24 protein-coding genes and 2 tRNA genes are annotated in these 19,889 nt (G+C 34.4%); 8 read left to right on the plus strand and 18 right to left on the minus strand.

Annotated elements, in window-relative coordinates:
* Position 1: 1 nt before the first annotated feature.
* The 3 genes from Nisw_RS03540 to Nisw_RS03550 are packed head-to-tail and all read right to left on the minus strand — an operon-like array spanning position 2 to position 1,501.
* The gene (locus Nisw_RS03540) at positions 2-604 is read right to left on the minus strand and encodes an NADH-quinone oxidoreductase subunit C (RefSeq protein ID WP_141976571.1); all 603 of its coding nucleotides are present in this window, start codon (positions 602-604) and stop codon (positions 2-4) included.
* Positions 604-1,128: an NADH-quinone oxidoreductase subunit B gene (locus Nisw_RS03545; RefSeq protein ID WP_012214660.1), complete on the minus strand. Its 525-nt coding sequence runs from the start codon at positions 1,126-1,128 to the stop codon at positions 604-606. Before Nisw_RS03545 ends, Nisw_RS03540 begins: the two co-directional genes overlap by 1 nt.
* Before the next feature lie 40 nt (positions 1,129-1,168).
* Positions 1,169-1,501, minus strand: a complete 333-nt coding sequence (locus tag Nisw_RS03550) for an NADH-quinone oxidoreductase subunit A (protein WP_048069033.1) — start codon at positions 1,499-1,501, stop codon at positions 1,169-1,171.
* Positions 1,502-1,657: 156 nt separating this feature from the next.
* Between Nisw_RS03550 and Nisw_RS03555 the strand changes: the two genes are divergently transcribed.
* Positions 1,658-2,122, plus strand: coding sequence for a redoxin domain-containing protein (locus Nisw_RS03555; RefSeq protein WP_141976573.1), 465 nt, complete (start codon positions 1,658-1,660; stop codon positions 2,120-2,122).
* A gap of 14 nt (positions 2,123-2,136) precedes the next feature.
* On the opposite strand, the gene Nisw_RS03560 is transcribed toward Nisw_RS03555, so the two are convergent.
* From Nisw_RS03560 to Nisw_RS09125, 6 genes are all read right to left on the minus strand, one after another.
* Positions 2,137-2,649: an acetyl-CoA carboxylase biotin carboxyl carrier protein subunit gene (locus tag Nisw_RS03560; protein ID WP_141976575.1), complete on the minus strand. Its 513-nt coding sequence runs from the start codon at positions 2,647-2,649 to the stop codon at positions 2,137-2,139.
* Positions 2,650-2,655: 6 nt separating this feature from the next.
* Positions 2,656-4,143, minus strand: coding sequence for an acetyl/propionyl/methylcrotonyl-CoA carboxylase subunit alpha (locus tag Nisw_RS03565; protein WP_141976577.1), 1,488 nt, complete (start codon positions 4,141-4,143; stop codon positions 2,656-2,658).
* A gap of 5 nt (positions 4,144-4,148) precedes the next feature.
* Positions 4,149-5,696 (minus strand): acyl-CoA carboxylase subunit beta, encoded by a 1,548-nt coding sequence (locus Nisw_RS03570; RefSeq protein ID WP_141976579.1) that lies wholly within the window; start codon positions 5,694-5,696, stop codon positions 4,149-4,151.
* Between the two features lie 105 nt (positions 5,697-5,801).
* Positions 5,802-6,113 (minus strand): hypothetical protein, encoded by a 312-nt coding sequence (locus Nisw_RS03575; protein ID WP_185736666.1) that lies wholly within the window; start codon positions 6,111-6,113, stop codon positions 5,802-5,804.
* Positions 6,110-7,267: an AAA family ATPase gene (locus Nisw_RS03580; RefSeq protein WP_141976581.1), complete on the minus strand. Its 1,158-nt coding sequence runs from the start codon at positions 7,265-7,267 to the stop codon at positions 6,110-6,112. The genes Nisw_RS03575 and Nisw_RS03580 overlap by 4 nt, the downstream gene beginning before the upstream one ends.
* An 8-nt stretch (positions 7,268-7,275) precedes the next feature.
* Entirely contained in the window at positions 7,276-8,391 is a 1,116-nt protein-coding gene (locus Nisw_RS09125) for a hypothetical protein (RefSeq protein ID WP_185736667.1), read from the minus strand.
* A gap of 82 nt (positions 8,392-8,473) precedes the next feature.
* Here Nisw_RS09125 and Nisw_RS03590 point away from each other — a divergent pair, with 82 nt between their 5' ends.
* From Nisw_RS03590 to Nisw_RS03600, 3 genes are all read left to right on the plus strand, one after another.
* On the plus strand, positions 8,474-9,274 hold the full coding sequence (locus tag Nisw_RS03590; RefSeq protein WP_141976583.1) for an inositol monophosphatase family protein: 801 nt from the start codon (positions 8,474-8,476) through the stop codon (positions 9,272-9,274).
* Between the two features lie 84 nt (positions 9,275-9,358).
* On the plus strand, positions 9,359-10,201 hold the full coding sequence (locus Nisw_RS03595) for an FAD-binding oxidoreductase (RefSeq protein ID WP_141976585.1): 843 nt from the start codon (positions 9,359-9,361) through the stop codon (positions 10,199-10,201).
* A gap of 87 nt (positions 10,202-10,288) precedes the next feature.
* Entirely contained in the window at positions 10,289-10,456 is a 168-nt protein-coding gene (locus Nisw_RS03600; protein WP_141976587.1) for a DUF1059 domain-containing protein, read from the plus strand.
* A 5-nt stretch (positions 10,457-10,461) separates the two neighbouring features.
* Here Nisw_RS03600 and Nisw_RS03605 read toward each other — a convergent pair whose 3' ends face one another.
* From Nisw_RS03605 to Nisw_RS03615, 3 genes are all read right to left on the minus strand, one after another.
* A complete protein-coding gene (locus tag Nisw_RS03605) occupies positions 10,462-11,538 on the minus strand; it encodes a glutamyl-tRNA reductase (protein ID WP_141976589.1) in 1,077 nt (358 codons plus the stop codon).
* 12 nt (positions 11,539-11,550) lie between these two features.
* Positions 11,551-12,261, minus strand: a complete 711-nt coding sequence (locus Nisw_RS03610; protein WP_141976591.1) for a hypothetical protein — start codon at positions 12,259-12,261, stop codon at positions 11,551-11,553.
* A gap of 137 nt (positions 12,262-12,398) precedes the next feature.
* Positions 12,399-12,476, minus strand: a tRNA-Asp gene (locus Nisw_RS03615).
* 96 nt (positions 12,477-12,572) lie between these two features.
* Here Nisw_RS03615 and Nisw_RS03620 point away from each other — a divergent pair.
* A tRNA-Lys gene (locus Nisw_RS03620) sits at positions 12,573-12,646 on the plus strand.
* Positions 12,647-12,663: 17 nt separating this feature from the next.
* Here Nisw_RS03620 and argH read toward each other — a convergent pair.
* Positions 12,664-14,121 (minus strand): argininosuccinate lyase, encoded by a 1,458-nt coding sequence (gene argH, locus Nisw_RS03625; protein WP_141976593.1) that lies wholly within the window; start codon positions 14,119-14,121, stop codon positions 12,664-12,666.
* A gap of 49 nt (positions 14,122-14,170) precedes the next feature.
* On the opposite strand from argH, the gene Nisw_RS03630 reads away from it, so the two are divergent.
* Positions 14,171-14,494, plus strand: a complete 324-nt coding sequence (locus Nisw_RS03630) for a metal-sulfur cluster assembly factor (RefSeq protein WP_141976595.1) — start codon at positions 14,171-14,173, stop codon at positions 14,492-14,494.
* Here the strand turns inward: Nisw_RS03630 and Nisw_RS03635 are convergent.
* Genes Nisw_RS03635 through Nisw_RS03650 form a run of 4 tightly spaced genes read right to left on the minus strand, consistent with a single transcriptional unit; the run spans position 14,491 to position 17,733 of the window.
* The gene (locus Nisw_RS03635) at positions 14,491-15,240 is read right to left on the minus strand and encodes a succinate dehydrogenase/fumarate reductase iron-sulfur subunit (RefSeq protein WP_141976597.1); all 750 of its coding nucleotides are present in this window, start codon (positions 15,238-15,240) and stop codon (positions 14,491-14,493) included. The two genes, Nisw_RS03630 and Nisw_RS03635, sit on opposite strands and share 4 nt — an antisense overlap.
* Positions 15,241-15,242: 2 nt before the next feature.
* Complete coding sequence (locus Nisw_RS03640) at positions 15,243-15,587, minus strand: succinate dehydrogenase (protein WP_141976599.1); 345 nt, start codon at positions 15,585-15,587, stop codon at positions 15,243-15,245.
* Position 15,588: 1 nt separating this feature from the next.
* Positions 15,589-16,020 carry a succinate dehydrogenase gene (locus Nisw_RS03645; RefSeq protein ID WP_141976601.1) on the minus strand — a complete coding sequence of 144 codons (432 nt, stop codon included), beginning with the start codon at positions 16,018-16,020 and terminating at the stop codon, positions 15,589-15,591.
* Positions 16,021-17,733, minus strand: coding sequence for a succinate dehydrogenase/fumarate reductase flavoprotein subunit (locus Nisw_RS03650; RefSeq protein WP_141976602.1), 1,713 nt, complete (start codon positions 17,731-17,733; stop codon positions 16,021-16,023).
* A 93-nt stretch (positions 17,734-17,826) separates the two neighbouring features.
* On the opposite strand from Nisw_RS03650, the gene Nisw_RS03655 reads away from it, so the two are divergent.
* Together Nisw_RS03655 and Nisw_RS03665 are read left to right on the plus strand one after the other, a co-directional pair.
* The gene (locus Nisw_RS03655; protein WP_141976604.1) at positions 17,827-18,336 is read left to right on the plus strand and encodes a PadR family transcriptional regulator; all 510 of its coding nucleotides are present in this window, start codon (positions 17,827-17,829) and stop codon (positions 18,334-18,336) included.
* A 294-nt stretch (positions 18,337-18,630) separates the two neighbouring features.
* Entirely contained in the window at positions 18,631-19,479 is an 849-nt protein-coding gene (locus tag Nisw_RS03665; RefSeq protein ID WP_141978484.1) for an oxaloacetate decarboxylase, read from the plus strand.
* Between the two features lie 25 nt (positions 19,480-19,504).
* Here Nisw_RS03665 and Nisw_RS03670 read toward each other — a convergent pair whose 3' ends face one another.
* Positions 19,505-19,792, minus strand: a complete 288-nt coding sequence (locus tag Nisw_RS03670; protein WP_016939700.1) for a DNA-binding protein — start codon at positions 19,790-19,792, stop codon at positions 19,505-19,507.
* Positions 19,793-19,889: the final 97 nt, after the last annotated feature.

Below are 19,889 nucleotides of genomic sequence, written 5' to 3' on the forward strand. Positions count from 1 at the left end.
ATCATCTACCTTTTATTGCAAAGTCCTTTCGAAGTGGTGGCAAGTCTGCCCAATCTTCAGGCAAAAGTAATCGTCTATTATCTGGATGACCATCAAAGTAAACACCTAACATTTCAAAAACTTCTCTTTCACCAAATTCTACACTGTAGAATACATCTCTAAGAGTAGGAAGTTTTGTGGAATCTTGTCCAGGAATTGGGTTTGATTCTCTAGGAGCACGTGTTGCCAGTGTCAGAACTTGTCTTGCAAGAGACGATTCAGTGTAAGAGCCAAGATGGTAGACTACTTCAATTTCATTGTCTGCAGGGTAATCTACGCCTGAAACAGATTCAGCATGATCATAATGCAAGTCATCGCGAATGAATTGGGCCACATCATGAACATTTTCCTTACTTGTTTTAATTCCAATTCTGTCTTCTTTTACAAAATCTACTTCTACTTTATCTCCAAATTTTTCAACTAGTTTATCTGAAATACTTTTTTCAAATGCTGGAAGTTCTGCGGGTTTTTCTTCAGTTTTTGCTGCGGGTTTTGGTGCAGGTTTAGGAGGAGTTGATTTCTCTTCAGGTGTTGCGACTGCTGGTTTTTCAGAATCACTACTCATTATACAAACTTCCTAGCCTTCATTCTCTTAATTTTTTCTTGTAACAAAATACATCCTTGTATGAGAGTTTCAGGTCTAGGTGGACAACCTGGAACATAGACATCAACTGGAATTACTCCGTCAATTCCTGGAAGTACATTGTATGAATCAAAATACAATCCTCCAGTAATTGCACAAGCTCCCATAGCAATTACATACTTTGGTTCTGGCATTTGATCATAAACTAATCTGAGACGTGGTGCCATCTTTCTTGTAATAGTTCCTTGAACAACAACTAGATCACATTGTCTAAGTGATCCAAATGCTTCGATGATACCAAATCTTTCAACATCATATCTTGGACTTGATGCTGCACCAAATTCTACACTGCAACAAGCTGTTTCAATGTGTACAGGCCAGAGTGACCAAATTCTACCCCAATTGATGGCGTAGCCCAATGGTTTGTCGATTGCTTTTTCTAAAATATCCCCAAGTTTTCCTACAAAAACATTTGCGTTTTCTGGTGTTACTAAGTCTTTAAGCAATCTTATCTCCTATCCCCGTTAATTTGATTTGTATAAAAAACTACCATATTCTTCGTCTCCCTGATTGATACAATGCAAACGCCATTGCACCAAACATAATAGCTAAAAATCCCATCATTGGTAAGGTTGCACTTTTTGGAAGTTCTAAAAGAGCACTTCCCCATGCATACAAGAAAATTGCCATTACATCAAATACTACAAACATGAGAATGTACGGATAATATTGCATCATAAAATGCGTTCGTCCTTCTCCAGATGGAACTTGACCACATTCCATTGGCAAAAATTTTACAGGATTACTACGTTTTCGGGGAGAAACCATTCGTGAAATTATCAATGCAGGTGCCATTGCTGCTATACCAAAGGCAAACATCAATACCACAGTACTGTAATTGCCCGCTAATTCCCCGACCAATTTAGCTTTTCACCCTGATTTTTGTATAAAAAGGTATGTTTCAGATTTTGAGACTTTGATCAAAAAAAATATTTTTTTCTAAACTACTTTATAGAACATTGGCAAAATGCGATCATGTCATTGAATATCGGAGATACTGCTCCAAATTTTGAGCTTCCAGATACAGAACTAAAATTGCGGACTTTGGATGAATTCAAAGGAAAAAAGATCGTTCTTACATTCATTGTTGCAGCAAGTTCTCCTGTATGTGAGACAGAACTATGCACACTTAGGGATTCTTGGCAAGAAATTGCAGATACGGGTGCACAAATAGTCGCAATTAGTAATGATGGTCCTTTTGCAAATAAAGCATTTGCAGAAAAACATAACTTCAATTTTCCATTATTGGGAGATTACAATAGCAAAACAATTAGTGATTATGATGTTTTGATGAAAGACTTGCTTCATATTAAAGACTACAACGCAGCAAAACGTTCTGTATTCATAATTATGGAAGACGGAAAAATTGGTTACAAATGGGTTTCAGAAGATCCATTAAAAGAGCCAAACTACGAAGAGATTAAAAATTTCCTCAAGTAGGAAAATTTTCTTTTTTATTCTAAATCTGCAATAACGTCGCCTTTTGCGACAGTTGCACCGTCTTTAATTTTGAGATTTTTAACAGCACCGTCTTTGTGAGCCTTTACGGCAACCTGCATCTTCATTGATTCTAGAGTACATACAACGTCACCTTTCTTAACTGAATCACCTTCAGTTACTGCAATGGATACAACTTTTCCTGGAATTTGACTTTTGAGTGCTAATTGAGCACCACCGCCACCACCGCCACCAGAGTTTTTGAAAACAATTTCATCAAAGTGAGTGTTCATGTTTAGTGTGATTGGAACATTATCAATAACGAGATTCATTTCATTGGTTGCAGTTTCAAGGTATTTTGCTTTATGATATTGTTGATCTAAAATGAATTCAATTCCTTTTGCATCCATAGTGAGAATTCTTAGTTGGTGCTCTTTGTCATTTATCTTAATTACATAATCATTATTGCCCAAGTTTTCAACAATTTTTCCTTCAAATGATTTTTCAATATCAGATATCTTATAGTCCATTAATCATCAATCCAATTTATTTTTCCAAGTTGCGCTGGTTGTGCTATTGTTTTGAACTCTGTTCTTAAAGTATTCAGAATGAATGATAGCTGCAGCTAAAGCTGCTTCGCTCTTGTTTTCTTTTTCTTTCTTAAGATCTTCAGTTAATTTATCAATCATACCATAACGTTTCAAAAAGTCAGTGGATAGTTCTCCTTTTTTGTATTCTTCAGAATTTAGAATTGTTTTGTATAGTGGAATTGATGTTTCTACACCTTGAACATACATATCATTTAATGCAGTAAGCATTCTAGTTCTAGATTCTTCAAATGTTGGTCCCCAAGTACAAAGCTTTGCCATTAATGAATCATAAAATGGAGATACTGTACATCCAGGATAAAGATAGGTATCACATCTAACATTAGGTCCTGCAGGAATTGTTACATCTGGAACAGGACCAGTTGAAGGTGCAAAGTCCAAAAATGTATCTTCAGCATTAATTCTACATTCAATAGCATAACCATTCATCTTCAGATCTTTTTGTTTGAATGGAAGTGGTTCTCCATTTGCAATATCAATTTGCAGTTTAACAAAGTCTAATCCTGAAACCATTTCGCTGATAGGATGTTCTACTTGAAGTCTTGCGTTAATCTCAATAAAATAAAATTCACCATTATCAGCTCTTAGAAATTCTGCTGTACCAAGATTAGTGTAATCAACAGCTTCTGCTGCTTTAACAACTAATTCACCAATTTCTTCTCTTTTTGCATCATCTACAACAGGAGAAGGGGTTTGTTCAATTAGTTTTTGATTTCTTCTTTGAATAGAACATTCTCTTTCAAAGAGATGTACTGCATTACCATGATGATCTCTACACATCTGGTATTCAATGTGTCTGGTTTTTTCTAGGAATTTTTCAACAATAATTGCAGATTTTCCAACTGCTGAAATAGATTCGGAGGTTACTGTTTCAAAACCTTCACGTAATTCTTTATCATTAGTAACTAATCTAATTCCACGACCTCCACCACCATAAACTGATTTCAAAAGTACAGGGTATCCAATTTCGTTTGCAATTTTTTCTGCTTCATTTGCATCAGATACTAATCCTGGACTTCCAGGTACTGTTGGAACTTTAGCTTTTAGCATTGCAGCTTTGCATTCCATCTTATCACCACATAGGTTCATGGAATCAGCAGATGGTCCAATGAAAGTAATTTTATTTTTTTCACATAATCTTGCGAAGTCATCATTTTCAGAAAGGAATCCATAACCAGGATGTACAGCATCTGCACCTGAAGACAACATCACTTCAAGGATTTTTTCTTGATTAAGATATGATTTTGCAGGAGCTGCTTCTCCAATATGATAGGATTCATCAGCTTTCTTTACATGTAAAGAATTGTAATCTTCATCAGAATATACTGCAACAGTCTTTATGCCTAATGCATTACATGTTCTGATTACTCTAAGAGCAATTTCTCCTCTGTTAGCAATTAGTACTTTCTTAATCATTTTAATCACAAATTGATGTTTCCATGTTTTCTTGGAAGTTGTTTTTCTCTTTTGTTTGCAAGCATTTTGAGGGCTTTAATCAACATAGGTCTTGTTTCTGCAGGATCAATCACATTATCAACAGTTCCATGGGATGCAGCAACATATGGATTTTCAAATTTTTCTGTAAATTCATGGATTAATTCTTTCTTTAGAACTTCAGGATCTTTTGCTTCTGCCAATTCTTTTCTATTCATGATTTTTACAGCAGCTTCACCACCTAAAACAGCACAACGTGCAGTTGGCCATGCATAATTAATATCAGTTCTAAGATTTTTGCTTCCCATTGCAATGTATGCACCACCATATGCCTTTCCAATCACAAGTGTAATTCTTGGAACAGTTGCCTCACAATATGCATAAAGTAATTTACTTCCATGTCTAATGATACCGTTATGTTCTTGGTTAGAACCTGGCATGTAACCTGGTGTATCCACTAGTGTGATAATTGGAATGTTAAATGCATCACAGAACCTAATGAAACGTGCAGATTTGTTTGATGAATCAATATCAAGTGCACCTGCAAGATGCATTGGATTATTTGCAATAATTCCAACTACTTGTCCATCCATTCTACCATAGCCTACTACGATGTTTGGTGCAAATAACTCATGAACTTCAAAGAACTCATGGTTATCTACAATAGAGTTGATAATTTCTTTCATATCATAAGGTTGTAATGGATTTTCAGGGATTACATTAATGAGATTATGATCTAATCTGTTTGGATCATCATCAGTTTTTATTTTTGGAGGTTCTTCAGAATTATTTTGTGGAATGTAAGAGATTAATTTCTTGATATAATCCATACATTCGTATTCGTTTTGTGCAACAAAATGTGCAACTCCACTTTTTGAACCATGTGTCATAGCTCCACCAAGATCATCCATTGAAATTTCTTCACCTAATACTGTCTTAACAACATCAGGACCAGTGACAAACATTGATCCTGCCTTTTCTACCATTACGACAAAGTCTGTCATAGCTGGTGAATATACTGAACCTCCAGCAGAGGGACCAATACTTGCTGTGATTTGAGGAACAACTCCTGAAGCTAATTGATTATGATAAAAGATATCTGCAAATCCATCAAGACTCATTATTCCTTCTTGAATTCTTGCACCACCAGAATCCATGATTCCAATAACTGGACATCCAGTTCTAACTGCATGATCCATTAGTTTAGTAATTTTTTTGGCACCCATTTGACTAAGTGTACCACCAAGAACTGTGAAATCATAAGCAAATACGAAGATTTGTCTACCGTTAACATTTCCATAACCTCCAACTACACCATCAGTAAAGAACTTCTTTTTCTGCATATCATATTCATGATAATGATGAGTTACCATTGGATCTATTTCGGTAAAGCTTCCCTCATCTAACAGAAGATCGATTCTTTCTCGTGCAGTTAATTTACCTTTATCATGCTGTGCTTTGATTCTATCCTGACCGCCACCTTGTTGAGAAGTTTTATGTTTATTGTGATAGTTTTCGAGTTTTTCTGAATGCATGGCGTGATCTAATGCAAAACGGTTTCCTATATTAATTTAGTTTACAGGAATTTGTTTTGAAATTTTTTAGAAAATAACATACAGATTTGGGGGAAAAATTGAAAATTATGAGTTAATAATTGGGAATTTTTTGTTAGTTGATTTTTGATAGGAATCAAAGACATTTTTTTGTTCACTGCAATTTTTACACACACAAAATTGAGATACATTTGCAATATCGCAGACATCCTGAAACTCACATTCTAAACACCCAGCAGGGCCACCACATACGATACACTGTAATTCATTAACTTCAGCACATTTTTCATGTTTGACCCCAAGGCCTTTTGCCCAAAGGCCAATTTCATTGATCTCTATTTTTTCATTACATACAATACAAGTTCCTGGAAATTTCATTGGGATTTTTCTCCAACTCATTGTATCAATTCAATCTCCTTATCAATAATATCTCCAAAAGTTTCTTCTAATTCTAATTCTAGCGTTTTATTTTTTATACAGAATAAAACAAAAGGCAAACCAAATGTAACAAATGCACTAGAAGACAAATGTAATTTTTTTGCCATAACAGAGGCAAGTGATTTTATTTTTGCACCATCCCAACGGATTCTATTAAGTAAAGGCCACGAGAGATTGTATTGTGCATACCTAATTCTATCATCATTTTGATATAGTTTAATCAAAATATCATTAAGATATCTCAATAATCGCCAATTTTGTGTTCTGACAATTTTTCCATAAAGCATGTCAGCCTCAGAAATTACTTCTAAATACTTTGCAAATGAATCAGCATCTAAATTACTTGTAACAATACTTGAATAAAATGCATTGATTTTTTCTCTAGGATCAATTTGCATAGAATACAAAACACTTCTGGCTTCTTCAACAGATTTTGATTTAAAAAATGCATTGACTCCATTTTCAACATCAATGTTTTCAAAGCTAGTTTCTGTTTGTGGATTAAATCCAGTAACCAAAGATTGTGTTAAGTTAATCATTGAACGGATGTCACCTCTAGATTTATCGATTACTTTGATTATTGAACCAGGACTAAGTTTTGCGCTTTCTTTTTTTAAAATATTTTCTAAATAAACTCGAAGAAGTCGTGGAGGAATTTTTTTAAAAGATATAATTTTTACAACTTTTTTGATACTTTTCATTTTATCAGATGAATCATCATTTGCAGCAAGTATAATCGGGACAGTTGGTTCTTTCAAGATATCAACAAGTGCTGCAACACCACCATAATCTCCGCGACCATGAATTCCATCTACTTCATCAACAAATATCATCGGAGTTCCAAGAACGCTTACGTTTCCCAATACAGGAGTAAGGATCTCATTAATTCTTGATTTACTTCTAACATCACTTGCATTAAGTCCAATCATATCATAACCAAATTGTTTGGCTACCAGAAACGCCATAGTAGTTTTTCCGATTCCAGGAGGACCAACCAAAAGTAGAGGTTTTGTGCCTTTTTTCCATTTTGCAAACCATTCCATTATTGCAGCACGAGAATCTTCATTTCCAACCATATCAGAAATATTCTGAGGTCGATATTTTTCAGACCACATCAATGTAATCACTTAGGGAGTTTTGATTCAAATTCAGACCATTTATTGGCCTTTTGTAATTGATTATACCAATATTGGTTGTAATGATCTACAGTCAAAAATAAAAATTCCAGGAATTCTTTATGAGAAAAGCCATCAGGGAGTAGTTCTATTGCAAGTCTTGCGTCTTGAAGATACAAATTACTTTTTTCTAAAGTTATTTCAAATCCTTTTTTCACATCATTTGCCAATAATGAATAATATAATGGCCATGAAGGAATTTTTACAAATCCGTTTTTTATAGAATCTTCAATTTCATTTCCACAACCAACACCTTCAGCAGCTCTTGCCATTCCCAAATAGAAAATTTCTCCAAGAGGTCTTTCAGCTAATGCCATGTTTCTTCCTGCAGTACCCATTACTGCACGATATTTTTTGTAAGAAAGTGTCATTTCTTCTTCAGTAATTTTTGTGGGTTTTGATTTTAATTTCTCATCAAGATATTGTCCAATTCTTGCATCTTTGAAACCTTCTTCAAATTCTTTGAGAACTTCATCTCCGCCTTTAGAAATTTTATCGCGAGCTAATTTCAAAATATAGGGATTCATCAATTTGTAATCATCAAGATATTCTAAATCTTCATCTTTGTCTACAATTCTGTCCATAGGTTCACTAAGATCAATTGCCAAAATATGACCTTCAACCATATCTTGTCTCAGTTGAGGATCATTTCTACCAGAATATTCTGCAGCTCCATCAAAAAGTGCATTGAAAACAGGAAAGGTCATTTTAACAAAATTTGAATTCAAGATTCGAAGTACTCTATCTTTTAAGATATCAGGACTTTCTAATTTTGATTTTATAGGCTCAATTTCAGAAGCATTTAGAATAATTTCAGTCGAACCAACTTCATCAGCAAATGCTTGTTGTGTAGAATTAGGATTATTATCAGATTTGATTTCATTAAGAAGGCCTTTTGCAAATCTCTCTGCAAAGTTAGGAAATTCGTTTTCTGTTTCTTCTTTGTATTTGTTAAATAATTTGTAACCTTTTGACTTAAACAAACCTTGCTTCATAATTTGTTTGCCAGGTTTAGTGCTCATCAAAGCTTCTTTACTTACAACAGACTGATCTTTACCACTCACAAACTTTAGCTCCTGTATTGTTATTTATGCTTTCAAGACAAATATTTTCTTCACTTAAATTACGAATCAAGTATATTTTGTTATGGAAGTAATTGAAATTCTTCGTGAAGTTTCAAACAAAATTTACGAAAACGTAAAAGATGTTGCAGGAACAGAACACGCTGCAGGAGATTTTGGAAGAGGGGCAGGCGGAGATATTTCAAGAAACATAGACATTATTGCTGAAAAAACAGTTCTTGATTATCTAAAAGAAATTAATTTTCCATGTGTTGTTTTAGGTGAAGAGTGTGGAAGAGTAGAATTATCAAAAGATCCAAAAGGCTTTGTGATCATGGATGCAATTGATGGTTCTGCAAATGCAGTAAGAGGGGTACCTTTCTTTTGCAGTTCATTGGCCTTTGCAACAGAAAATAAACTTAGTTCCATAACAGATGGAGTTATCACAAATCTTGACAATGGAGAAATGTATTGGGCATCAAAAAACAGAGGTTCATTTTTCAATCAAGAACAAATGAAAGTACACAATGAAGATCCAGTTTACAAAATTGTGGGAATAAACACATCTGGAGCATCAACAGAACTAATGAAGAAACTTCATCCAATATTTGAAAATTATAATCATACAAGACATTTTGGCGCTAATGCTCTTGAGATGGCATTGTTTGCAAGAGGGTTAATGGATATTTTTATTGATTTACGAGATAAAATTAGGATTCAAGATATTGCAGCAGGTTATTTGATTGTCAAAGAAGCTGGTGGATTGTTGTTAGATGCAAATTTGAATCCACTGGATGCGGATCTAAGCTATGATACAAGAGTTTCTTTTATTGCAGCTGCAAATCAGAAAATTCTTGATGAAATAATATCACAGATCAATGAATAAAATTTCAAATTTTCGTTAAGAAATTAATTTTTTATCAGATATAACAGAAATATATTTATCCAAAGTAGCGAAAAAACTTGTGGTATGGTTAGTGAGACAAAGGCTAAGATCATTTATAGAGAATTATTAAAAGAAGATCTTGTAATCATCAGACTACTTCCAGAAGGAGGAATGCCAGAATACAAAACAGGTCAATTTTTGACAATAGGGGTTCCAATACCAGCAGAAAAAAAGATTGTTAGAAGAGCATATTCAATTGCATCACATGCAGAAAACAGAGATTATTTTGAATTTGTAATTAGATGGGTAAGAAAACCACTTCCAGGTAGGGTCACTACAGAGTTATTCTATGCAAGTGTTGGTGATGAAGTTTGGTTAGGAGATCCTAGTGGAACTGCATTACAAATTAGTGATGTGCTTCCAAATGGACAAGAAGATAAAAGAAGAGTAATTTGTGTTGGTGGAGGTACAGGTATTGCACCATTTGTTGCATTTGCAAAACATTTTCACGATACAAATGACAAAAGAGAAGTTGTTGTCTTACATGGTGCAAGTTATGTCGATGAGTTAAGCTACAAACGTCTCTTTACAGATTTAGAGTTAGAAAGTGAAAAAAGAGGAAGAGATCAATGGAATTTTAGATATAGAGCAGCTATTAGTAGACCAAAAGAATTTTTCAACAGATCATGGAATGGTCATGTAGGCAGGGTTGAATCATTCTTTGCACCGGATAAAAAAACAGGATTATCACCAGTAGAAGAAATGGTGGGTGAAAAGATTACCCCTGAAAACACAATCATCTACATTTGTGGTTATCAAGGAACGATTGACGGAGTAATTGAGTCACTAGGTCCTCAAGGCTTTGTTACAGAACATGAAAAGAAACCAGACGGAAGTTTTGGTATCAAATTTGAATCCTACGGATAAAAGTATTCAAGTTTCATTTTTAGGATCTACTATCCATATATGATTACTACCTGTGGATTTTTATAGTGAGACTTTTTTTTCAAAAGCATGGCAGAATTAAAGTGTCGAGATTACGGATTTGAATGTGATTTTGTAGCTAGTGGAGATATGGAAGAAGTTATTGAAAATTTTAGAAACCATACAGAAGAAGAACATGGGATTGACTACTCTAAAGAAGCCATTATGCAGTTTCTATTAAGAAAACAAGGTCTTTAAGAAAATTAATTTTCTAATTTTTGCATTCTAATTGATAATACAGGTAATTCTTTTTCTATAATTTTTTCAACTGCAGGAATAATGCCTTTTCTAGATTTTACACTTTCATCATAGATTTCTGCGATTTGATCTCTAAACAATAATTTAATTCCCGGAAGAGATGTGATATCTTCATTTACAGCTCTTGGTTCTGAAATATCCATGATAAGAGTACCTTTCTTCTTTTCTTCCATAACTAATCGAATTCTTTCATGTGTGATAATGAAATAGTCTGCAGTAGTTGCAACAAATACAATATCATATTTGTCTAAACCAGCCAATGCATCTTCAAAGTTTACAGGAGTTCCACCTACCACCATTGAAAAACCAGTAGCTCTATCGAGAGTTCTACTTGCAACATCATATGGAATTTCTTTCTTATTGAGAGTCTTTGCAACTTGTGCTGCAGACTCACCAGTTCCCAACAACAATACCTTCTTTTTAGCATCTAAACCTGCTTTTTCATCAACTAGTTTCACTGCAATATCACCAAGAGAAACAACATCTTTTTCAATTCCAGTAGCATCTCTCATTTTTGTGGCTAATCGAATAACACTATCAAATAATTTGTTCAAAATCTTGCCTGAAGTTCCTGCTTGTTTTGCTTTTTCAAGAGATTGAGTAATTTCATCATACACTTCTCGCTTTCCTACAACAAAGGAATCAAGTCCTGCAGCTAAACGTAATAGATTACGATAAACATCATTACCTTTGTAAACCTCGATTGTTTGATCAAAATGATCAATATCTATTTGTTCTAAAGAAGATAATGATACCCAGGTGTCTTTAACTTGATTTAGGATGAGGCCTTTTGCTTCGTCTCTTCTAGCATCAGGTGAATCTTCATCTTCAACATTACTTACTGTAAAGATTTCAACTCTACTTGCAGTTTGAATAATTACACATTCATCAACACCAGGAATTTTTTTGAATTCCTCACATGCAGCAGATACATCTTTGAATTCAAATTTAGATAAAGAATGAATTGGAACATTTTTGAAAGTCACTCGTGCATTCATCACATCAAAACTTACGTTACCCAAATCACATCATCCTCATTTAGCTTTTATCTTTTCTCGTCCACCATGAGCTGTTCTAAATACATTCATACCAATAAAATAATTTTCATGCAATGATTCCAAGTAAATAATTTCATCTTCTGCATCTTTAATTTCTTTTTCAGTTGCATCAGGATCATTCTTTAATGTTTCAAGTTTCAATTTTGCAACTTCTAAAATTTCACCTATACCTCGCTCATAGTTTGATTTCCCTTCAAATTCTGGACTAAGAACATGTTGAGGAATATATGCAGGGGTTTGATCTTGTGGAGTTTCTGCCTGTCTAGTAAGTGAATCTTGTTGTTCTGCAGTAAGAATTGGTCGTGGGAAACGTTCTTCTTTATCTAACCAAAACTCAGGTTCTCCCATTTCACGTCGAAAGATCTCTTCACCTTGTCGTTTAAACGTATAATCAGGTGCTTTGGCTGCATCTGCTTTTACTTCAGCAGCAATTACTTTGTATTCTTCTTCGGCTGCGGCTTCTGCTTTTGCTTTAGCAGCTTCAGCTCTCTCGATTGCAGCTTTAGCTGCGGCTTCTGCGGCTTGTGCGGCTTCTGCTGCAAGTTCAGCCTCTTTTATTGCAGATGCAGTAATATTAGAAACATTTACTGAGTTATTTTCATCATTATTTTGAGTATCTTTTTGTTCGTCCACAGAGGTCTCAGTAGTTTTTGCTTCTACTTCAGATTCTTTTTTCTCTTCAGACAACAAAATAATCACAAATTTGCCTGAATTTTAATATTCTTGTGATAAAGACTGCAAATTATTAGTTTTAGAACAATAAATTACGAAAAAACAATTTTGATCGGTTTTAAGATGATATTCAAATGAATAAATGAAAATAATGGCGCCCTCGGCGGGATTTGAACACGCGTCTCAGCCGTGACAGGGCCGAATTCTAGACCGGGCTATACTACAAGGGCACAAGTTCAATGAATCAAATTGCCAGATTAAAAGTTTCTGTCATAACAATAAATTTTGTAAAAGACTAAATTATACACGTAAAGCATTTTTCGTGAGGGTCTATGGCGCAGCCAGGTAGCGCACCGGACTTTTAATCCGGTTGTCAAGGGTCCGAATCCCTTTAGACCCGCTACTTTTCTTTTTTCATTAAATTATTTCGTCGATTTGTTTTTTCAAATCTTCAAGGGAAGAAGTGATTTTGTTTTCTCTATGAGTAATATCAGTTCTAAAATCATTAATTTTCTTAAGTCTATCAGAAATCATTCGTTTTTGTTCATCGTATCCCGAAGAACCAAAAGATTTCCTCTCTTTCAAAGAGGATACAACAGTTGTAGAAGAAATAATTTTTGAGACTAATTTAGGATCAACTTTTGTATCAGCCACAGATTTTTTGATGTCAGATGGAGTTAATTTCGAAATGGGTTTTTTTGAAAAATGTGCGAATTGAACTAGTGAGCCAGCAATCTTATGAGTTACACGGAATGGAATTCCTTCTTGAACTAATTTTTCTGCAATATCTAAAGCAATTAGATTACTAGATTCTGTTACTTTTTTCATTTGTTTTTCATTTACTTTCAAAGTAAGAAGCATTGATTTCAAAATTAAGAGTGCATTGATTGAAATTTTTGATGTAGACCAGATTGAAGATTTTATCTGTTGTAAATCACGTCCATAACCAGATGCTAGACCTTTAATTGTAGATAAAATTGCAGTAAGATTTCCAATAACTTCAGCTGTTTTTCCACGAGTCAATTCCAAAATGTCAGGATTTTTCTTTTGTGGCATTACACTTGAAGGAGATGTAAATTCATCAGATAACTCAATAAAAGAAAATTCAGAGGTAGACCAAATTACAAAATCTTCAGCAATTTTACTTAGATTAGTCATTAAGATTGCAACCATTGATACATACTCTGCTACAAAGTCCCGGGTACTTGTTGCATCAATTGAATTTTCAACCACATCCTCAAATCCCAACATTTTTGCGGTGCTATGTCTATCAATTGGAATACTTGTTCCACCAACAGGTCCTGCTCCCAATGGACTTTGGTTTATTCTTTCAAATGTTCCATAGAGTCTTTGAAAATCTCTTGTCAAGACATCGGCATGTGCAAGAAGATAGTGAGAGAATAAACCAGCTTGAGCTTGTTGAAGATGAGTATAAAGGGGCATAATCGTTTTTTGGTGATTTTTAGCCACAGAAACTAGTGCTTCAATAGCATCCAAGAGACAATTACAGATAATGTTAATGTCATCTCTAATCTTCATTCGTATATCTAAAACAACTTGATCATTTCTTGAACGTGCAGTATGCATTTTCCCTCCACTTTCCATTCCAGCTCTTTTGATTACTAGTGTCTCGATTAATTCATGAATATCTTCAGCACCTGATGATGAATCAAATGTTTCATCTTTCAAACTCTCCAGAGATGAGAGAATTTTTTTTGCATCATTTTTTGTTATGATATTTTGTTGATATAACATCAAAACATGAGCTTGACTTCCCAGAATATCATAAAAAGCAATTGCAGAGTCATCATCAATAGATGACACATAATCTAAAGTAATATCACTCAAATCATTTCCAAGACGTGAACGATACATTACCTAAGGTTCTAGAATGGTTATATATAGCATCGACGCTTTTGCCCACATGAGTCAAGATATCAAACAACTTCGGGTAAAACTCTTCGATGAGCTATCAAAGATTGTAGATCCAGAAATCAACACATCAATTGTAGAACTAGAATTAATTGATGAAGTTGATATCAACGATAGTAATGTCAAAGTTGATTTGCATTTAACAAGTCCATTCTGTCCAGCAGTATTTGGTTTTAAGATTTGTCAAGACATACATGACAATCTTTTGAAAGTGGATGGAGTTAAAGACGTTAAAGTAAATGTCTCAAATCACTTTATGGCAGAGCAGATTAACAATCAAGTTAACAATAGCCCAAATCCAAAAAAACTTGGTTAACTTCTAAAACCAAGCATATATCCTCTAAGAAGTTGAATTCCCATTGCAGGATCAACACCTTTAGGACATACTTGGCTACAAGAGCCAGCAAAATGACATCTCCAAATACCATGAGAATCATCAATAATTTTTAGTCTAGAGTCTTTTCCTTTATCTCTACTATCTGCAACATAGCGATATGCCTGAGCAAGAGCTTGTGGTCCAACAAATGAAGAATCAGTAGCCATAGTAGGACATGCTGAATTACATAATCCACATTTGATACAATTTGCAAATTGTATGTATTGTTCTAATTCTTCTGGAGATTGCAAGAATTCTTTTGCATCAGATTCTAACTCAGTATCATCTCTATCCAGATAAGGTTTGATTTTATGATGAGTATCAAACAATCTTTCGAACTTTACTGCTAAATCTCGAATGATTGGGAAATTGTTCATTGGTTCAACAGTTACAACATCAGAGTCCAATTCACTAACTTTGGTAAAGCATGCTAATCTTGGTTTTCCATTAATTATCATTCCACATGAGCCACATGTTGCTTGTCTGCATGAATAACGAACTCCAACTGAATGATCATGATGTTGCTTGACATCAAGGATTGTTTCTAAAACAGTAGTCCATTTTTCAACCGGAACAGAAAATTCCATGAATTGCTTTTCATTATCCTTTGTTGGATTGAATCTTGCAATTCGTAGTGTTTTTGTTCGTGGAGGTTGATTGTCTGCAACATCAGAAACTTGTGCCATCTCTATACCATCCCCATGTTAGTCATAATAATTGTTCGTGAACCATATGCAATTAGAGCAAACATTGCTGCAAGACAGCCATAAGAAACTGCCTTTTCATATGCACGTCCTTGTTTGAGTTCCAATAAGATCACTCTTAGTCCGTTAAATCCATGTATTGAAAGCAAGACTAGGATTAATTCCAACATTATTGCGTAAGGAATGAACTTGTAGTTTGCAAGTACGGTTTCATATTCTAAAGAGTCAGCAAAATTCATTGTCATACGCATCAATATGTGAACAGCTACTAAGGCAACAGCTGCTAAAGCAGTTCCATAGTGGATTTTCATAATTGTACTTTCTCTCATTTTATTCACCAAACATTACGGCTAATCCGTACATCATAGCAATTGCAGCAAGAATTATTGCAGAATAGATTCCAATCTTGTGTCTGTAATTTTGAGATGCAGGATCATATGGATAATCAGGTCTTGCAGGTTTTCCAACACCAACTCCACCATGTCCTAACATTACTCTAATACCATTAACAGTATGAAATACACACATTGCAATTACAATTGCCAAAACAATGTGTCCTTCAGTAGTTTGAGTTAATTCTAAAAACTCATTCCATCCTACTCGTCCTCGTAAAATGTTACTAGTTTCATAAATGTGACCGATAAAATATGCTAATAGTCCTAAGCCACTTAATCGCATTAACCAATAAGCTACTCTTTCAATTCCATAACGACCAGGATTAGCCATTCCTTTGATGCCTTCTTTGTGTTCGTCTTGAGCCATCTAGTATTTTCTCTCCACAGGCTGATACTTAGTGATTGTTACTGGGTGTGTTTTCATGATTGGTTCATTTGGATCATAATAGGCAAGTGTGTGATGCAAAAAGTTTGCATCATCTCTTTTAGTGTAATCAGTTCTTGCATGTGCACCACGAGATTCTTTTCTATTAATTGCACCAATTAATACAATTTCAGCTACTCGGAACATAGAATCAAGTTCCATAACATTTGAAAAGTTGGTATTGTATTCTTTTGCTTTATCATCAACGTGTTTCCAAGTTTGTGCTTTTAGTTCACGAATTCTCTTTAGACCTGCAACAAGATCTGTTTCATTTCTGTAAACGTATGCTTTCTCATTCATAGTATCAGTTAATTCTTGTCTAATTTCATAGGGATTTGCATCTCCATTTCCTCTAAAGATTCCATCATAGATTCTCTTCTCTTCTGCTGCAACTAAGTGATGTGGCCATTGATCTGCAGTAGTGTTTTTCATAGCATATTCTGCTGCCAATTCGCCTGTAATTTTTCCCCAAACAATACATTCAGAGGTAGAGTTTGCACCAAGTCTGTTTGAACCATGAACACTATTACATGCAGCCTCACCTGCAGCCCAAACGCCTTGGATTTCTGTTGCACCATCAATATCAGTATGAAGCCCACCCATCATGTAATGGCAAACAGGTCTAATGTCAAGTAATTCTTCAGCAGGATCAATTCCTGAGAATTTGATAGATATCTCTCTGATTCCACCTAATTTCTCTTTGATCTTTTCATCACCAAGATGTCTCAAATCAAGCTTCATACAATCAACTCCAGTTTCATGTTTGAAACCACGACCTTCCTGAATCTCTGTCATGATTGAACGAGAAACAATATCACGTGGAGCTAACTCCATTTTTCCAGCAGCATAAGTCTTCATGAATCGTTCACCTTTGTTGTTTAGAAGATAACCACCTTCTCCTCTTGCACCTTCAGTAATCAAAATACCAGATGGTAAAATTCCAGTAGGATGAAATTGTACAAATTCCATATCTTTGAGTGCCATACCTGCACGCAACCCCATATCCAAACCATCAGGAGTTGAAGATAACGCATAAGTTGAAAAACTATACAGTCTTCCAGCCCCACCAGTTGCAATGATGAGAGCTTTTCCTTTAATTGTATAAAATGTTCCAGAACCTAATTCAATTGCAGTAAGACCCATGAACTTTTTTCCATCATGAATAATGGATGTTGCAAACCATTCGTTAAGATATTCTATATTTTCAAATTTTTGACATGTATCATACAGTGTCTGCATTTCAAAGAAACCAACTTTATCTGATGCATAAGTTGCTCTTGGAAAACTATAACCACCAAAGTTTCTTTGATCAATCCTTCCATCCTCTTTTCGAGACCAAGGCATTCCCCAATGATCTAACTGATGAATTTCTTGTGGCATTTCAACACAAAGTCTTTCTGCAACATCTTGGTCTGCAAGAAAGTCACTACCTTTTACAGTGTCATATACATGGGATTCAATTGTATCACCTGCATCTTCTTGAATTACTGCAGCAGTTCCACCTTCTGCAGAAACAGAGTGAGAACGCATTACTTGTAATTTTGAAACAATACCGATTTTCAGATTAGGGCCTTTTTTTGCAGCTGCAATTGCGGCTCTAAGACCAGCTAATCCAGAACCACAAATTATCAAATCAAACTCAATTGAATCGACCATTTTAAGACAAACTTGCTTAGGGCGGGATAAATATGTAGTAATTGTAGGCATGATCCAAAATATTCATATATATCACTAGTGATATCACTAGTGATGATTTCTGAATGGTTCCAAAGAGTAGGAAGTTCAGTCCCTAGGGGATTTTCAAGATATTTCATCTTAGAATTATTGAAGAAAAAAGAACGAACTGGAAAAGAGATTATCGATTATGCAGTTGAACAAAGTAACGGGATTTGGAAACCATCACCAGGTTTGATCTATCCTTTGTTAGGAAGACTGCTAGATGAAGGATTAATTCAAGAAACAAAAGATGGAAAATATCAACTAACAGAAAAAGGTGCAGAAACTGCACAGGATGTAGACAAAGTTAATGATATTGTAAAAAAACAATTAGATGTTCTTTTCAGGTTAGGAAATGTTGGAAGGTTTGTAGCAATGGATTTGCTTGAAAAAATTTCTTCGATGGGATCAATTTTAAGCTCAAATGTTGCAAATATGACTAACGAGGAAACTGAAAAATATAGAAAATTTCTTCAAGAAGAACTTAAGAAGATAGATGCAAAAAATGTTGAAAAGAAAGGCAAAGAGATCAAAATAGAATAATATTTTTTGAAAAGTAAAAATTAATCTAATTTTTAGAAAAATTATGACAGGACTTACAAGACAACAAAAGTCTATAGTTTTTGGTTCATGGGCACCATTAATTTCAGTAACGATGTAATCAAAAGGTACAGAGTTAATTCCAATTTTACTTGGAGTTAATGTAATAGTTGATTCAATTATCATTTTGATTGGAGCAAAGATTAATCCTGAAACAAGAGATGTGGATATCGCTCAATAATTTTAAAATGATAAATAACTCGTAGAGACAACAAATTTATGAAAAATTTACGTAGTATGCTAAAATCTAACAAACCATTAGTTATTCCCGGAGTTTATGATGCAATTGGTGCAAAGATTGCAGAAAAAGTAGGATTTGATGCAATGTTTCAAACTGGGTATGGTACATCAGCTACTCTTTTTGGAATGCCAGATTATGGATTCATAGGTGCAACTGAAACAATTGATAATGCAAGAAGGATTTGTAGAGCAGTAAAAGTTCCAGTAATTGTTGATTCAGATACAGGTTATGGAAATGCATTAAGTGTCTGGAAGCTTGTAAAAGAATTAGAGTCTGCAGGAGCATCAGGAATTTTTCTAGAAGATCAAAGATGGCCAAAGAGATGCGGACATATGCAAGGAAAAGAAGTTGTCACGCAAGAAGAGTATACAGAAAAACTTGGTGCAGCAATTGATGCAAGAGAAAGTAAAGATTTCATAATTGTTGCAAGAACTGACGCAAGAGCAACCGAAGGATTAGATGCTGCAATAGAAAGAGGATTACAAAATAAAAAAACAGGTGCTGATGCAGTATTTGTCGAAGCACCAAGATCAATTGAAGAGATGAAAAAAATTGGAAAATCAATAAAAGCACCACTTGTTGCAAATATGATTGAAGGGGGAGCCACTCCAATTAGTTCAGCTAAAGAATTGCATAAAATGGGATTCAAAATTATTTTGTATCCATTATCAGTATTGTTTGCAAATACTTTTGCTACAATGAATATACTTCAAGAATTAAAGAAAACAGGAACAACTTCCAAATACAAAAACAAAGTAGTTAATTTTGATCAATTCAACGAACTAGTAGAGCTTTCAAAGTTCAGAAAGATGGAAAAGAAGTATGGATTTTCAAAAAGAGAATAAAATAAAAAATTACAAGTAAAGTCAGTTATGCCTGATTTCTCTTTACTTCAATTTCTATTGTTGAAACGTTTCTTGTTCTACCGTCTTGTGACTCTAAAGATTCTGAGCCTATCTTGATTTCTCCGATAGAGTATCCTGCATTTTCTGTTTTTCGTGCAATGATTTGAGCTACATCTACAGCACGTCCAATGCTGAGTCCTCTAGCTTTGATGTTGACGGATGGTAAGTTTGCCAATTGAATTAGTGTTGATGTAACATATGCCATCAATGGTTTCTTACCAATGAATATGGTGTCTCTTGCTTCGGTCGACATGGAAAATTTGGTATTTAAGGATAATTTAAAGCTAAAAGTGTTTTTTCTAGTCTGAGCAAATTTTTTTGAAAGATTTAAACCATTATTAGCTAGAAAT

The sequence above is a fragment of the Candidatus Nitrosopumilus sp. SW genome (assembly GCF_006740685.1).
In the GTDB taxonomy this organism is placed as follows: Archaea; Thermoproteota; Nitrososphaeria; order Nitrososphaerales; family Nitrosopumilaceae; genus Nitrosopumilus.

Coding starts and splice junctions, on each gene's coding strand:
- Nisw_RS03540 (WP_141976571.1), bottom strand. CDS start 604: ATGAGTAGTGATTCTGAAAAACCAGCAGTCGCAACACCTGAAGAGAAA.
- Nisw_RS03550 (WP_048069033.1), bottom strand. CDS start 1,501: ATGTTTGCCTTTGGTATAGCAGCAATGGCACCTGCATTGATAATTTCA.
- Nisw_RS03555 (WP_141976573.1), top strand. CDS start 1,658: ATGTCATTGAATATCGGAGATACTGCTCCAAATTTTGAGCTTCCAGAT.
- Nisw_RS03560 (WP_141976575.1), bottom strand. CDS start 2,649: ATGGACTATAAGATATCTGATATTGAAAAATCATTTGAAGGAAAAATT.
- Nisw_RS03565 (WP_141976577.1), bottom strand. CDS start 4,143: ATGATTAAGAAAGTACTAATTGCTAACAGAGGAGAAATTGCTCTTAGA.
- Nisw_RS03570 (WP_141976579.1), bottom strand. CDS start 5,696: ATGCATTCAGAAAAACTCGAAAACTATCACAATAAACATAAAACTTCT.
- Nisw_RS03575 (WP_185736666.1), bottom strand. CDS start 6,113: ATGAGTTGGAGAAAAATCCCAATGAAATTTCCAGGAACTTGTATTGTA.
- Nisw_RS03580 (WP_141976581.1), bottom strand. CDS start 7,267: ATGTGGTCTGAAAAATATCGACCTCAGAATATTTCTGATATGGTTGGA.
- Nisw_RS03590 (WP_141976583.1), top strand. CDS start 8,474: ATGGAAGTAATTGAAATTCTTCGTGAAGTTTCAAACAAAATTTACGAA.
- Nisw_RS03595 (WP_141976585.1), top strand. CDS start 9,359: ATGGTTAGTGAGACAAAGGCTAAGATCATTTATAGAGAATTATTAAAA.
- Nisw_RS03600 (WP_141976587.1), top strand. CDS start 10,289: ATGGCAGAATTAAAGTGTCGAGATTACGGATTTGAATGTGATTTTGTA.
- argH (WP_141976593.1), bottom strand. CDS start 14,121: ATGTATCGTTCACGTCTTGGAAATGATTTGAGTGATATTACTTTAGAT.
- Nisw_RS03630 (WP_141976595.1), top strand. CDS start 14,171: ATGAGTCAAGATATCAAACAACTTCGGGTAAAACTCTTCGATGAGCTA.
- Nisw_RS03635 (WP_141976597.1), bottom strand. CDS start 15,240: ATGGCACAAGTTTCTGATGTTGCAGACAATCAACCTCCACGAACAAAA.
- Nisw_RS03640 (WP_141976599.1), bottom strand. CDS start 15,587: ATGAGAGAAAGTACAATTATGAAAATCCACTATGGAACTGCTTTAGCA.
- Nisw_RS03645 (WP_141976601.1), bottom strand. CDS start 16,020: ATGGCTCAAGACGAACACAAAGAAGGCATCAAAGGAATGGCTAATCCT.
- Nisw_RS03650 (WP_141976602.1), bottom strand. CDS start 17,733: ATGGTCGATTCAATTGAGTTTGATTTGATAATTTGTGGTTCTGGATTA.
- Nisw_RS03655 (WP_141976604.1), top strand. CDS start 17,827: ATGATTTCTGAATGGTTCCAAAGAGTAGGAAGTTCAGTCCCTAGGGGA.
- Nisw_RS03665 (WP_141978484.1), top strand. CDS start 18,631: ATGCTAAAATCTAACAAACCATTAGTTATTCCCGGAGTTTATGATGCA.
- Nisw_RS03670 (WP_016939700.1), bottom strand. CDS start 19,792: ATGTCGACCGAAGCAAGAGACACCATATTCATTGGTAAGAAACCATTG.